The sequence below is a fragment of the Buttiauxella sp. AC142 genome (genome assembly GCF_979253435.1).
Genome location: NZ_CEEDCH010000001.1, coordinates 184,375 through 197,814, shown reverse-complemented (window position 1 = coordinate 197,814; position 13,440 = coordinate 184,375). Strand labels below are relative to the sequence as shown.

Here is a 13,440-nt window from a genome sequence, read left to right as displayed (position 1 = left end):
AAACACGGGTCGCCTAGCGGCCCGTTTAACACCTCCCCTCGCTCCCTCATGCTATAGTCACCGCTGACCCACCAGATACGAGGTTAGCTATGCCGACTACCCAGGCTGTTGTCATCCTTTGTACTGCCCCGGACGAAGCCACCGCGCAGGAACTTGCCGCGCTGGCGCTGGCTGAAAAACTGGCGGCTTGCGTCACCTTATTACCCGGTGCCACCTCGTTGTATTACTGGGAAGGGAAAATGGAACAGGAGTATGAGGTGCAAATGCTGCTCAAAAGTGACATTGAGCATCAGGAAGCCCTGCTGGCTTGCCTGAAATCGCATCACCCATACCAAACCCCTGAATTACTGGTTTTGCCAGTTACCCACGGAGATAGTGAATACCTCTCATGGCTCTACGCATCTTTGCGCTAATCTTTGCGCTCTTCAGTTCACACGCATTCGCCGGTCTGTTCGACAACCAGAGCAAATCTCAGTTTGTTCCCGTCGACCAGGCTTTTGCCTTTGATTTTCAGCAGTCTGAAAACCAGCTCAACCTGAACTGGCAGATAAAACCGGGCTACTACCTTTATCGCCAGCAAATCAAACTCAACCCAGCCCAGGCCGAACTCGCCCCGCTGGACCTGCCGAAAGGCACCTGGCATGAAGACGAGTTCTACGGCAAAACCGAGATTTACACCCAACGGCTGAATTTGCCGGTCACGGTGAAATCGGCGGTCAAAGGGGCGACGGTCAGCGTGACGTATCAGGGCTGCGCCGAAGCCGGGTTCTGTTACCCGCCTGAGACACGCATTGTGCCGCTCAGTGAAGTGGTGGCTGAGGCGAGTGGCCCTCACCCTAACCCTCTCCCCCAGGAGAGGGGACAAACCAGTGCCGACTCGCCTTCCTCCCTCTCCCCTGGGGAGAGGGCCGGGGTGAGGGGTTCAGACAACACTGAACCCACCCAACTGCCGTTCTCCGCACTCTGGGCATTCTTAATTGGCATCGGCATCGCCTTCACGCCCTGCGTGCTGCCGATGTACCCGCTGATTTCCGGCATCGTGCTGGGCGGCAAACAGCGTTTATCCACCGCTCGCGCTCTGCTGCTGACCTTCATCTATGTGCAAGGCATGGCGCTGACTTACACCGCGCTCGGCCTTGTCGTCGCTGCCGCTGGCCTGCAATTCCAGGCCGCGCTGCAACACCCTTACGTGCTGATCGGTTTATCAGCGCTGTTTGTGCTGCTCGCCGCGTCCATGTTTGGCCTGTTTACACTCCAACTGCCGTCGTCTGTGCAAACTCGACTTACGTTGATGAGTAACCGCCAGCAAGGGGGTTCAGCAGGCGGTGTGTTTGCTATGGGTGCGCTGGCCGGGTTGATTTGCTCGCCCTGCACCACCGCACCGCTGAGTGCAATCCTGCTGTATATCGCCCAGAGCGGAAACATGTGGCTCGGCGGTGGCACGTTATATCTGTACGCGTTAGGCATGGGTTTACCGCTGATGCTGATCACCGTTTTCGGCAACCGTCTGCTGCCAAAAAGTGGCCCGTGGATGGAAACCGTCAAAATCGCGTTCGGTTTTGTGATCCTTGCACTGCCGGTTTTCCTGCTGGAACGCATACTGGGAGAACCGTGGGGCGTTCGGTTGTGGAGCTTGCTTGGCGTGGCGTTCTTCGGCTGGGCATTTATCACCAGCCTGCAGGCGACCAAATCCTGGATGCGAGTGGTGCAGATAATCCTGCTGGGTACCGCGTTAGTGTCGGCAAAACCGCTGCAAGACTGGGCATTTGGTACCCCCGTCGCCACCCGCCAGGCGCATCTTAATTTCACTAAAATTGCCAACATTCAACAGTTGGATAAAGCGCTTACTGAGGCAAAAGGTAAGCCGGTAATGCTCGATTTGTACGCGGACTGGTGCGTGGCTTGTAAAGAGTTCGAGAAATACACCTTTAGCAATCCGCAAGTTCAGCAGCAACTGGCCAATACCGTTTTACTTCAGGCAGATGTCACCGCTAACAATGCACAAGACAACGCGCTATTAAAGCATTTACAGGTTTTAGGGCTGCCAACCATCCTGTTCTTTGATACAACTGGACAGGAACAGCCCGATGCACGCGTTACCGGTTTTATGGATGCCAACGATTTCCGTACGCATTTGCAGAAACACGCGCAGTAAACAACACTAATGTGGGACAAACCGTTGAACGACGGAGGAGAAAACCGTGCAACGCGAAGACGTACTTGAGCACGCCCTACACGTCCTTGAACGTGAAGGCATTGCCAGCACCACCCTTGAGATGGTCGCAACCGAGGCTGACTATCCAGTCAATGAGATTCGAAACTTCTGGCCTAATGGCGAAGCGCTGTTGTACGACGCCCTGCGTTATTTGAGCCAGCAAGTGGATATCTGGCGTCGCCAGCTCGTGCTTAACGAAGAGCTATCGCTTGAGCAGAAGCTATTGAAACGCTACGAAGCCTTGACCGAATGCGTCAACAACCATCGTTATCCAGGCTGTCTGTTTATCGCTGCCTGCACGTTTTACCCGGACGCGTCGCACCCGATTCACCAGTTGGCCGATCAGCAGAAAAAGGCCGCATGGGAATTCACCCATGAAATGCTGACGCAACTGGAAGTGGACGACCCAACGATGGTGGCTCACCAAATGGAACTGGTGCTGGAAGGCTGCCTGAGCCGTTTGTTGGTCAAACGCAGTCAGGCAGACATTGAGACTGCTCGTCAACTTGCCGAAGACATTCTGCGCTTTGCGCAATGCCGACAAGGTGGCGCATTAACCTGATGAGTGATTTTCTCGCCAATATGAATGAAAAGCAGGCAGTTAAACGCATTTAACCCGTTTTTTATGACAAAGCCGTTGACGCCCAACGGCCTTTACGGTTTAATGCGCCCCGTTGCCCGGATAGCTCAGTCGGTAGAGCAGGGGATTGAAAATCCCCGTGTCCTTGGTTCGATTCCGAGTCCGGGCACCACATTTAGAAGAACCCGCCTATGGCGGGTTTTTTGCTTTCTGAGATTTGAGTTTCTAACTCCCCTCACAAAACCATCGTCATAAAGCGACTGTTCGGGTCGAGTTGATAATCCGCGAACGGCTCGCAATCCACAAAGCCATGCTTGAGATACAGATGATGACAGGCCGCAAACCCTGGCTGAGTACCTGTTTCAAGGCTGATGCGCTGAAATCCCCGTTCACGCGCCACGCCCAGGATATGCAGCAAGAACTGATTCGCCACGCCACGGCGTAAAAACTCCGTCGCGGTGCGCATGGATTTCAGCTCGCAGTGCTCATCATCGAGCATTTTCAGCGCACCAATTCCGGCTAATTGCTCCCCTTCCCACGCCGACCAAAATGTCACGGTCGGGTCACGGAGTTTTTGCACATCTAAAGCATGGCTGCTTTCTGGCGGAGATTGCTCCAGCATGCCGGAAATATGATAGGCCACTAATGCCTGCACCGCCGGGTGCGAAAGATCGTCGGTTTTGATGGTGAACATGCTCGGCTTCCTGGTTGTTAGTTACATATTCGTAACATCAAATCGAACAACCGCATGCCAGTCCAATAACGATTACTTATGACGCTGATTTTTAAATACGATCACAACTCATTTTTTTAAATGAGCATAAGCAGGAAAATGACAACGCCCTTTTCCTGCTTATTTGAAGTTCAATTTTGTTATTACTTCACGATCAGATCGTTCTCAACGGCCTTCACGCCTTTAACCGATTTGGTGACTGAAACGGTTTTATTGGCTTCTGCCGCAGAAGAGACGAAACCGCTGAGCTGTACGCGGCCTTTGAAGGTTTCAACGCCAATAGCTGTGGATTTAATAGATTTTTCAGCAAGTAACGCAGATTTCACTTTTGTAGTGATCACGCTGTCGTCAATGTAACCACCGGTGCTTTCTTGTTTTGATGAACCCGCGCAAGCTGTTAATAGAGTCGCCGCCACGGCTAACGCACAAATATTAAAAAACGTGTTTTTATTTTTCACAATTAATACCTCACATTGAGTCCAACGAATATATTACCCTACAGATGCCCGGTAGACAGTATCCCTACCCAGCAGTCATTTCTTATTTTGCACAAATAGACTCACTTCTTCATTTGCTGGAGCTGTATCTGGTCGGCGTATTTGGCTTGTTCAGCCAGCGCCGGGAACTGTGCCGGAAGGTAGAAACTATCCGGTACTTTAAGGCCGCGCATGTCACTGCCGGTATGGATTTGCAACTCGCCAAGCTGGCTTATTGTTACACCCGCGACGGTTGCCGGCATCAGCAGACGGTAAGGTTTTGCTCTTTCAAACGGTACCGGCGTCGGGAAGCGGTTTTCGCTTAAATCGTAGTTACGATTGAGCACCAGAAATTTATCCGGCACCCGGCGTTTGCTGTTCCACCAGTCGCCGTCCACTTCGCGAAATTTTCTCTCCGTTTCAGTTTTCCGCACCGCGCCAAGTTGCACCAACGCTTTGTGCAACGCTTTATCCATCGCGGCATTGTAGGCCTCAACCGAGCGGCCATGTCCATGCAGAATCACGTTTATCGCAAGCCTGGCACCCAACAAATTCGAGTACAAATCTTCTGGCGAGAAAGCGGATATTTCCTCAGAAAAACCGGGGACCGACTGGAATCCATACCACTGGGCAATTTCATGCCATTGTGCCAGTTGAAACGCGAGATGCCCCGCAAGCCAGGCCGCAATCGTGTAGCGTTCAACCATAGAGGCTGGCGGCGTGAAGGCATGAAGCTGGACACGTCGCACGCCCAGTTCTTCGCTATAAAACAGGCGCCAGTCCTGGCCGAGTCGGGAATAAATCTGCGTAAAAAGGTAGAAGGTGTTATCGGCAGTATCGCGGACGTGGGCGATATCAATAAAGCCCCCACGGTGGGTGTAAATCAGGCCGCTTTTCTCTTCGCTCAGACCAACGATATTTTTAACCGCCCCCAGCGCGCTGTCGTTATAACGATGCTGGCCGAGCGTCGAGAGCGTCAAAATATTACCAATCTGATAGACCGGAATCGGCACGCCCACTGCGCGGACTTGTAAATCGTAGCCAAACGCGCAACAAGGGCGCAGCGACTCGGGCGCGGTAAGATCTTGCGCCACCGGCCACACGCGTCTCGCCTGTTCGAAAGGCAAGATATCTGCGGGCTTCGGTGGTGCGCCAATACTCTGAAATGCCACGCCCAATAGCGCTGCCAAAAACCAAACCCGCATTAAAATGCCTCCGCCACTTGAAAGTAAAACCCTGCACTTTCTTTTCCAAATCCTAAGTCGAGGCGAATGTTCATGTCTGGCTTCACCTCGAAACGATAGCCTGCGCCTACGGTCGGTAGCAGCGGGTTATCTGACAAATGCTGCGGGCTGTCGCCCAGCGCCCCTGCGCCAATCCATAAAACATAGCCGTGTCGCCAGTTAAGCTTTTTACGGTATTCCAGTTGCGTGCTCACCACGTCTTTATCGCGATAGCGCCCCTGATAATAACCGCGCATTCGGTTGTCATCGCCAGCCTCGGACAAACGATCCCAGGGCACATCACCCCGTGCAAAACGTCCCCAAAGATCAAACGCCAGAACGTCCTGATCGTTGAGCGGATAGTAATAATTATATTGCAGCTGCAATATGGTGAAGTGGGTATCTGAGCCAACCGCAGGATCAAAAAGGCTGTATTCAGCACTGAAAAATTGCCCGTGCTGGGGCCGGGTGATCACATCCCGCGAATCGTAGTTAATGGCGGCGGTAACACCGGAACTGTTCGAGTTACTGCCCGCATCGTAGCGGGAAAAGTTATCGTCAGGATGTGGGTCATCAATATCTTCAGCGTCGTAAGTTGAATAATCCCAGCCTAAGCCTGCATAAAGATTATCAACCACCTGACGCATAATCTGCGGATGGAGACTGAATGATTGCTGAGTATATTTTTGTTCGTTACCTTGTGCGGCGTCGTAGCCAATCCCCCAAAACCCGGTTGGGATTTTTGCCAGAGAAGCATCAACAAAAAGTCGCCATTCGTCACCGCTAAAGAAGGTGTAGTTCTTCATACCCATTCCCAACGCGCCGCTACTGCTGACGAACCCGGTAAACGATACCGAAGAGTTCTGGGTCACATGATCGTTCGGATCAACACGATAAATCCCGGCGATCGCCGTTCCTAAACCGAGTTTCAGCTCCGGGGTATAAAATGGCCCAGGCAGCACGCTCCAGTTAATACCTTTGCTGGCATCATACTGGTTATCGGCACCGAGCTTTCCCAGAAAACCGTCGATCTCTTCGCGCGTCATTGCGTCCGTGGTGGCCGGTATCATCATGAGGCTTAACAAACTCAAAAATAGCGCGCTACTTCTGTTCATCAGAATCGATATTCGCCTGCGATAAAGAAGCTATTACGCTCGTTAAAACCAATCTCAGTCAGCACATTAAAGTTTTGTGTGAGCTCGTATTGCGCACCGATAAGCGTGTTCCACGGTGAGGTAAGGTGCTGCTTAACGTCAAAGCGCCCTTCGTTATCTTTATTCACCGCGCTAATCAGCGGCTGAAGTTGGGGAGGCATCTTCAGGTCAGCGAGGCTACCTTTGAACTCCTGCTGAACGTCCTGATACATCGCCCCCACCCACACGCTTAAATGCGACGGGCCGGAAATAGACGGCATATCAAAACGATAACCCACGCGCGGCGATATCGTTACCGCCGAAATTTTACCGTCGAGAATGTCGAAATCGGTACGCGTGTAGTTGGTGTCCACCAGGGTAAACCAATTTTTATAGCCACCCGCCAGCGTAAAACCGGTGCCGTAGGTTCGGCCTTCGAAATCGAGTGTGAAATCAATATTCTGCAAATCACCGCTTTGATTAAGGCGATGTACCGACGAGGCAATAATCCGGTCAATACCGGTGTACAGCGACGGGTCAGCATCAACCGAAACGTTCGAAACCGACGAGCCTTTGGTGTAGCCCACAATCCCATAGATATTCAAAAACGGGAAAACCCACATATCGAGGCGCAAGTTTTCCGATTTGCTGCGCTCGCGTGTATGGCCGACGTCAATATTAAACATATCGCTGGGAATCGGGTGCGCCCCCAGTTTTAGCCCGGAGAAAGTAATGCTATCGACATCAACATTCTGGCGCATATTCATGTAGCTGAGATTCACGCCAAACGGCAGTGGGATGGAGTATCCCCGCGCACGAGCTTCATCTCCCCAGATAGGAAACGTGCTGCTCTCTGTCGCTGTATCCGTTGCCGCGCCAAACGCCGCTCCGGATAAAAACAGTAACGGCAGTGCAATCAATTGACACTGTTGCACGCCCCTTAGCCTTGTTTTCATTACGTTCTCTTTTAATGTCTGCGTTGTCAGTCAGGCGGCAAATTCCTTTTACAGCCCCGCCCCTACGTTGAAATAGACCGCTTGTTCATTGTCGCTAAACGCAACATCAATTCCGGTATGTAAACCAAACTGGCGGGCAATCAGGTAACGGAACCCGCCGCCATAGGCCACTTCGGTTTGCTCATAAAGTTCATCCGCTTCTTTGCTGGCACTCCCCGCGCCAACAAACCCCTGCAATACCCAGCGCGGTGTCATCTGCCATTCGAGCTGCGCTTGCACGGTGCTGACGTAATCCCCTTGATAACGATAGCGCGAGATCCCGCGCAAATTAATGTAGGGCCGCGCCATCGGGGGCAAATGTTTATCGTGACGTGACAGCGATTGATAATTTGCCGCCAGCGCCAGGGTAAAATCAGTGCTCAACGGTTGGAAATATTTCCCGTCGAGCGTCAGCGTGTCGTAGCGATAATCGCCACCGAGGAAGTTGGTATAGAACTGGTATTCCCCGGTGACGGACAACCCATTACGCGGGTAGAAAAAGTTGTCCGTGGTGTCATATTCTGCCAGTAACCCGACACCAGAGGTAGAGCTTTTCTCACCCAGGACACGTTGTAACCCACGGTTAATAAAGGTGTTATCGGCAGAGATTTCCATATTCGCATAAAACTGCGACGCACCGACAAAAAATGGTGAATCGGCCACGCGAAACAGCAGTTTTTGTATTCCGCCGTAGCCTTTCGTTTGAGTGCTAACGCCCTTTCCCCGGTCAAAGCCTGCAATATCACCAGAATAGATATCCAGATTAATATCGGCATAACCGAGTGCCACCAGATAGCGAATTCCGTCATTGTTCCACGTGTGGCGATGCCCGCCGCCGACAAACCAGGTGCCGTTTTGCGTCGCCCCGCCACCAAACGCCGACATCGCTGGCGGTATTTTTCGCCCGTCCGTGCGGGATTTTGACGCTTCGCTATCAGCCGTGTCATGCAAGAAAAGACCAAACAAGCCACCGCCATAGCCTATCGCCGGTTCGGTGATCACCACCGGAATCGGCAAAAAGCCGTAGCGGTTTTCACTCAGATACTGGCTCATGTCCAGCATACCGTCGGAGTCGTCGATAAATCCGCTGGCACGCGCATCTGCGGGTAACCACAGTCCGACGCAAAGAAGTGCTGCAAAGGCGCGCGTGAAATTATTCATGACGGTTTTTCAGGCTGTATAGCCGGGGGTGCAAACCAATTTTCTGGCGTCACCATCACCGCATTTTCCGGCTGATTGACGAAATTCGGCGACATAATCTGCACGTTAAATTCGTTAAACACATCCTGAATATGGCTGTGCAATTCGCTTTTCACTCCTGCCAATGATTCACCCGGGCGCAGTTTGACCTGCAATTCATAGGCGATATACCAGTCCATCAAATTAAGCTGGCGCACCAGCGGCGGCGTATTTTGTTCAATGCCGTTGGTACGTTTAGCGGCCAGTTCAAGCATCGCGTGAACCTGCCGCCACGGCGTGTCGTAGCCGATGGTGACGCTGGTCGTCAGATTGACGCCCCCACCCGGATTTTGCGCACTGAGATTGGTGATTTTGCCGCTGACCACCACCGCATTTGGCACCGTAACAATGTAGTTTTCGCGGGTCAGAATTTTGGTCGCCAGCATACCGACTTCATTGACCAACCCTTCGTTATCGCCAATACGAATCACATCGCCTTTGCGCAGCGCGCGGGAATAAGTCAGCACCAGGCCGCTCATGGCGTGGTTCATCACCCCCGCGGAGCCAAGCGTTAACATCAAACCAAAGAACACGCTGATCCCCTTAAAGGCCAGCGAATTAGCACCGGGCAGGAACGGATAAGCCGCCGAGAGAGCAAACAGCCAGACCATGACGGAAATGAGTTTGCGCGTGGCACCGACCGTTTCAGGATGAAGGCCCGGCACCATCATCTTGCCGCCCTCAACACGTGTCAGCAGGATTTTCAGCAACTTCAGAATGAAGGCGGTGATTAAAAAGATAATCAAAACAATCAGCAAACCGGGGAACGCGGAAACAATAGATAACGCGATTTTCTGAAACACATTAATCGACCAGTCACCTAATGATTCTCCCCAGACTCGCGTCCACGGAAAAAGCCGGAACATCCAACTCAGCCAGACATAAAACGCGGCGATCCCCAGCAAAATCATCAGTAAACCGTAAAGATAGCCTTCAATTGCACCAACCAATTCACGCCATTTCGCCGGAATAAGCCCCTTTTTCTGGCTGACTCTTGCCTCAAAGTAGCGCTTCACTCTGCGCCAGGATCTAAACGCGCCATAGAACAGCAACCCTAAAGCGGCCGTTCCGACCAGCGTTTTTACCGTCGCGATGGCGAGATAAGACGAAGAATACTGATCCCTTAACGAAGTGCGCTGTTCATCCATGCGCGTTAATACCCGCTGTGCGGCCTGGTCCAGGGTTAAATCATCGCCTTCATCCAGGTCACCTTCCGCCAGTAGCATCACGACTTTACCGTTAATGGTGAAGAGCCGCCCTTGCTGGTTGTAGCGCTGAACCGGGGTAATTTGCACAGGATGGCGGATATCATCTTCACTGAGCGAACGTAGCATCTGGCGGATGCGCAGCACACGTTCTTCCGGTGTTGTCAGGCCGAATTTGGCCTGCAACATAACAATCGGATGGTGAAAAATATAAACCGTGCGTGCTTTATCCTGTTCAGAAGGAAGTTGCCGTGGTTCCGCCGCGTGCAACGCACCAGAGGTATACAGAGTGGTCCATGCCAAAAAAATTAGCAGCGCCCTAATCATATTTATCACCCGGAAAAGAAAGAATTTTGTTTTATTATTCAATCACACGAGATCAATCGCACCCGTCTCTATACTACGTTGAGCATAGACCAGCGTGAGGCATATTCAAGATAACTTGAGAGATGTTAAGGAGTTGCCTGACGCGCATTTCACCAGGTGGCATCTCAAGGGCACGCAGGTTATCATTTATTAAATTTATAAAAGGAGCGGGATGAGTGGACATTAATCACAGCACGGGCGAAAGCGTCATTACCAGCACCAAAGGCTATATGTGGTTTTTGTCTTTGAATATTATCTTCTGCGCCTGGTTATTATTACGTGGCACGCACCGTAGCGATGTTGAAGACCTGCCGCTGATGTTGCAAATACTGTGCGGATGCATCATTGCTCTTTCATTAATCAATCTGCTGATCACAGTAAAAATAAAGAAGAACATTAACGACGGTTTCTACCACAAACTGCTGCCCTTTGTGGTTCTGGCGTTTGGGCTATTGTGGTCGGTGTTATTTTTGAACTTCACTCTTTATTATCAAAACCCGCTTATCACACTGATGTTAACCGTCTCGGTATTATTACCGGCGACCATTACCTTTTACATTTCAGGGCGTTTGCTGCTGCTATTCTCCGCGCCACTGGTGGTCTGCTTGCTGTATGTCGAATTCTTCTTACAGGATAAATTCAGCGTGGCGCAGGTTGTCGGGGCCGTAATCATGCTGATGGTGATTTATTCTGCCCGCTACATTCTGCTCGAGTGGTACCAGCGCGTTCAGCGCAGCGAATACGAGAAAAATATTCTGATTAAGAAGCTGGTGCAGCAGGCGCATTACGATGCGTTGACCGGATTGTTTAACCGACTCAGCATGACGAGTTTCTTTGAAGAGTGTGTCAGCGCGCTTGCTGGCAACAAAAAAAAGCTGTTCATGATTGTAATGGATATCGATTTCTTCAAACAATACAACGATATGTATGGTCACGTTGCCGGAGACAAATGCCTGATTAAAGTCTCGCAATGCATTGAAAAATCTTTGCGTAAAGACAGCGACAGCGCGTTTCGATTTGGCGGTGAAGAGTTCGTGGTGCTGACCGTCTGCGATGACATCTCGCAGGTAAAAGCTATCAGCCACAGGATTCAGCAAAATATTGCTCATGCGCATATTCCCCACAAAGGCTCGCGTATCTCCTCGGTGCTCACCATCAGCCAGGGCATAGCACAATGGCAAGAAGGAATGACGCTCGAAGCACTGGTTGAAAAGGCAGATCAGCAACTTTATAAAGCCAAGGAACAAGGTAGAAATCGGGTAAATTACTAAAATATTTAATTAAGATAATTTAAATAATTCCAGGAAGTAATTACATTTATTTTTTCTCTTCCCATCCCATTTGACCAATAAAATAGCCGGGCAAAACCATTATTTTGCTCGGTTATTCCTGTCTATTATCTTGCACTCCCATCTAATTTTGATTCTTTCCGTTTATTTTTAAATGAGTTAGTTAAAATCCTCTTTAGTGAAAATGTTACTGTATATGCCGCTATTTCTTTTTATTCAAAGAGTTAGATAACAACCCTCTATTTATACACTCAAGAACAATCTCATCTCATTTATTGAGCTAATTTTCATGAGAATTCAAAACGTAATAGCAAATTTCAGGTCTTTACTATACTCACTGAGTCCCTTAAATGAACGGAGTCCCAAAGATGCTTAACAACGTCCCTTTCAAAAGGACAATGATAGCCAGCATGCTGACTTTAATGTCTGGCGCCGTGTCCGCTGTTCATGCCGCTCCCGCAACAGCCTCGCCCGAAAATGCACCGAAACAAGACGCCTCAAAACCTAACATCGTGGTTATTTTTGGTGATGATATTGGTTACTGGAACCTCAGTACTTATAACCAGGGAACCATGGGTTACAAAACGCCGAACATTGACAGCATCGCCAGTGAAGGCGCGAAGTTCACCTCCTATTACGCTGAGCAAAGCTCGACCGCAGGGCGTTCTTCGTTCATTACCGGACAAATGCCATTCCGTACCGGGATGAGTAAAGTCGGTATGCCGGGCGCGCCGCAAGGTATCAGTAAAGAAGACCCAACGATTGCCAATATCCTCAAACAACTCGGTTACGCGACCGGGCAGTTTGGTAAAAACCACCTCGGCGACCGCGACGAATTCCTGCCAACCGCGCACGGTTTCGATGAATTCCTCGGCAACCTGTACCACCTGAATGCTGAAGAAGAGCCTGAAAACCCGGATTACCCGAAAGATCCTGAATACCGTAAACAATTTGGCCCACGCGGCGTGATTAAGAGCACCGCCGACGGCAAAATTGAAGATACCGGTCCGCTTAACATCAAACGTATGGGTACCGTTGACGAAGAAACCCTCGCCGCCAACAACGACTTCATGGAACGCCAGACCAAAGCCGGTAAACCTTTCTTCACCTGGTACAACACCACGCGTATGCACAACAAAACCCACCTCAAAGATGCCAGCAAAGGCGTGACGGGGCTTGGGGATTATGCAGACGGCATGGTTGAGCATGACAAGATAGTCGGCGAGGTTTTGCAGAAGATTAAAGACCTTGGCATCGAAGACAACACTATTGTGCTTTACACCACCGACAACGGCCCGATGCTTGCCACCTGGCCTGATTCAGGGATGACACCGTTCCGTGGCGAAAAAAATACCGGCTGGGAAGGTGGTTTCCGCGTACCGGCGATGATCAAATGGCCGGGCCACATCAAACCAGGCACCATGATTAACGATATTTTTGCCAGCAACGACTGGTTCCCAACACTTGTTGCCGCCGCAGGCGTTCCGGATATCAAAGAACAACTGCTTAAAGGCTACAAAACCACCTCAATGACTTACAAAGTGCACCTTGATGGCTACAACCAGCTCGACTTCCTGCAAGGTAAAGGCGAAGACCCGCGTAAAGAGTTCTTCTACTGGAGCGATGACGGTGACTTACTGGCAATCCGTTATGGCCGCTGGAAAGCGCACTTTATGATTCAGGAACACACCGGCATGGATGTGTGGCGCTATCCGTTCACCGTCCTGCGCGTCCCGATGATTTTCGATTTGGAAATCGACCCGCTTGAAAAAGGCGATACCGGCATGGACTACAACAGCTGGTTCTATAGCCGTCTGTTCTTGCTCGGTGGTGCGCAGAAATACGTTGGTGAAATGCTGCAAAGCTTCCAGGAATTCCCGCCACGTCAGAAACCAGGCTCTTTCACAGTGTCAGATGTTCAGGCATTGATCGAGCAAGGTGCTAAGAGTAATTAATTTTTACTTCTACCGGGCAGTTCGCTGCCCG

12 protein-coding genes and 1 tRNA gene are annotated in these 13,440 nt (G+C 50.8%); 6 read left to right on the top strand and 7 right to left on the bottom strand.

Features of this window, described 5'->3' with window-relative positions:
- Positions 1-89 precede the first annotated feature (89 nt).
- From cutA to AC0IWZ_RS00815, 4 genes are all read left to right on the top strand, one after another.
- Positions 90-413, top strand: coding sequence for a divalent cation tolerance protein CutA (gene cutA / locus AC0IWZ_RS00830; protein ID WP_034492703.1), 324 nt, complete (start codon positions 90-92; stop codon positions 411-413).
- Positions 389-2,155, top strand: coding sequence for a protein-disulfide reductase DsbD (locus AC0IWZ_RS00825; RefSeq protein WP_471678372.1), 1,767 nt, complete (start codon positions 389-391; stop codon positions 2,153-2,155). The genes cutA and AC0IWZ_RS00825 overlap by 25 nt, the downstream gene beginning before the upstream one ends.
- 46 nt (positions 2,156-2,201) lie before the next feature.
- Positions 2,202-2,777 (top strand): transcriptional regulator, encoded by a 576-nt coding sequence (locus tag AC0IWZ_RS00820; protein WP_034492700.1) that lies wholly within the window; start codon positions 2,202-2,204, stop codon positions 2,775-2,777.
- Between the two features lie 114 nt (positions 2,778-2,891).
- A tRNA-Phe gene (locus tag AC0IWZ_RS00815) sits at positions 2,892-2,967 on the top strand.
- A gap of 63 nt (positions 2,968-3,030) precedes the next feature.
- Here the strand turns inward: AC0IWZ_RS00815 and AC0IWZ_RS00810 are convergent.
- From AC0IWZ_RS00810 to AC0IWZ_RS00780, 7 genes are all read right to left on the bottom strand, one after another.
- Positions 3,031-3,489, bottom strand: a complete 459-nt coding sequence (locus AC0IWZ_RS00810) for a GNAT family N-acetyltransferase (protein ID WP_034492698.1) — start codon at positions 3,487-3,489, stop codon at positions 3,031-3,033.
- A gap of 182 nt (positions 3,490-3,671) precedes the next feature.
- Complete coding sequence (locus AC0IWZ_RS00805) at positions 3,672-3,986, bottom strand: BON domain-containing protein (protein ID WP_034492695.1); 315 nt, start codon at positions 3,984-3,986, stop codon at positions 3,672-3,674.
- 101 nt (positions 3,987-4,087) lie between these two features.
- Positions 4,088-5,209: a DUF4056 domain-containing protein gene (locus AC0IWZ_RS00800; protein WP_034492692.1), complete on the bottom strand. Its 1,122-nt coding sequence runs from the start codon at positions 5,207-5,209 to the stop codon at positions 4,088-4,090.
- Positions 5,209-6,342: a BamA/TamA family outer membrane protein gene (locus AC0IWZ_RS00795; RefSeq protein WP_471678373.1), complete on the bottom strand. Its 1,134-nt coding sequence runs from the start codon at positions 6,340-6,342 to the stop codon at positions 5,209-5,211. The genes AC0IWZ_RS00800 and AC0IWZ_RS00795 overlap by 1 nt, the downstream gene beginning before the upstream one ends.
- Complete coding sequence (locus AC0IWZ_RS00790; protein ID WP_034492717.1) at positions 6,342-7,271, bottom strand: porin family protein; 930 nt, start codon at positions 7,269-7,271, stop codon at positions 6,342-6,344. Before AC0IWZ_RS00790 ends, AC0IWZ_RS00795 begins: the two co-directional genes overlap by 1 nt.
- A gap of 93 nt (positions 7,272-7,364) precedes the next feature.
- Entirely contained in the window at positions 7,365-8,516 is a 1,152-nt protein-coding gene (locus AC0IWZ_RS00785; RefSeq protein ID WP_471678375.1) for a BamA/TamA family outer membrane protein, read from the bottom strand.
- The gene (locus AC0IWZ_RS00780) at positions 8,513-10,126 is read right to left on the bottom strand and encodes a mechanosensitive ion channel family protein (protein ID WP_471678376.1); all 1,614 of its coding nucleotides are present in this window, start codon (positions 10,124-10,126) and stop codon (positions 8,513-8,515) included. Before AC0IWZ_RS00780 ends, AC0IWZ_RS00785 begins: the two co-directional genes overlap by 4 nt.
- A gap of 215 nt (positions 10,127-10,341) precedes the next feature.
- On the opposite strand from AC0IWZ_RS00780, the gene AC0IWZ_RS00775 reads away from it, so the two are divergent.
- Together AC0IWZ_RS00775 and AC0IWZ_RS00770 are read left to right on the top strand one after the other, a co-directional pair.
- Positions 10,342-11,436 carry a GGDEF domain-containing protein gene (locus AC0IWZ_RS00775; protein WP_471678377.1) on the top strand — a complete coding sequence of 365 codons (1,095 nt, stop codon included), beginning with the start codon at positions 10,342-10,344 and terminating at the stop codon, positions 11,434-11,436.
- 386 nt (positions 11,437-11,822) lie between these two features.
- On the top strand, positions 11,823-13,409 hold the full coding sequence (locus AC0IWZ_RS00770) for an arylsulfatase (protein WP_471678378.1): 1,587 nt from the start codon (positions 11,823-11,825) through the stop codon (positions 13,407-13,409).
- The last annotated feature ends 31 nt before the right edge of the window (positions 13,410-13,440 follow it).

Coding starts and splice junctions, on each gene's coding strand:
- cutA (WP_034492703.1), top strand. CDS start 90: ATGCCGACTACCCAGGCTGTTGTCATCCTTTGTACTGCCCCGGACGAA.
- AC0IWZ_RS00825 (WP_471678372.1), top strand. CDS start 389: ATGGCTCTACGCATCTTTGCGCTAATCTTTGCGCTCTTCAGTTCACAC.
- AC0IWZ_RS00810 (WP_034492698.1), bottom strand. CDS start 3,489: ATGTTCACCATCAAAACCGACGATCTTTCGCACCCGGCGGTGCAGGCA.
- AC0IWZ_RS00800 (WP_034492692.1), bottom strand. CDS start 5,209: ATGCGGGTTTGGTTTTTGGCAGCGCTATTGGGCGTGGCATTTCAGAGT.
- AC0IWZ_RS00795 (WP_471678373.1), bottom strand. CDS start 6,342: ATGAACAGAAGTAGCGCGCTATTTTTGAGTTTGTTAAGCCTCATGATG.
- AC0IWZ_RS00785 (WP_471678375.1), bottom strand. CDS start 8,516: ATGAATAATTTCACGCGCGCCTTTGCAGCACTTCTTTGCGTCGGACTG.
- AC0IWZ_RS00780 (WP_471678376.1), bottom strand. CDS start 10,126: ATGATTAGGGCGCTGCTAATTTTTTTGGCATGGACCACTCTGTATACC.
- AC0IWZ_RS00770 (WP_471678378.1), top strand. CDS start 11,823: ATGCTTAACAACGTCCCTTTCAAAAGGACAATGATAGCCAGCATGCTG.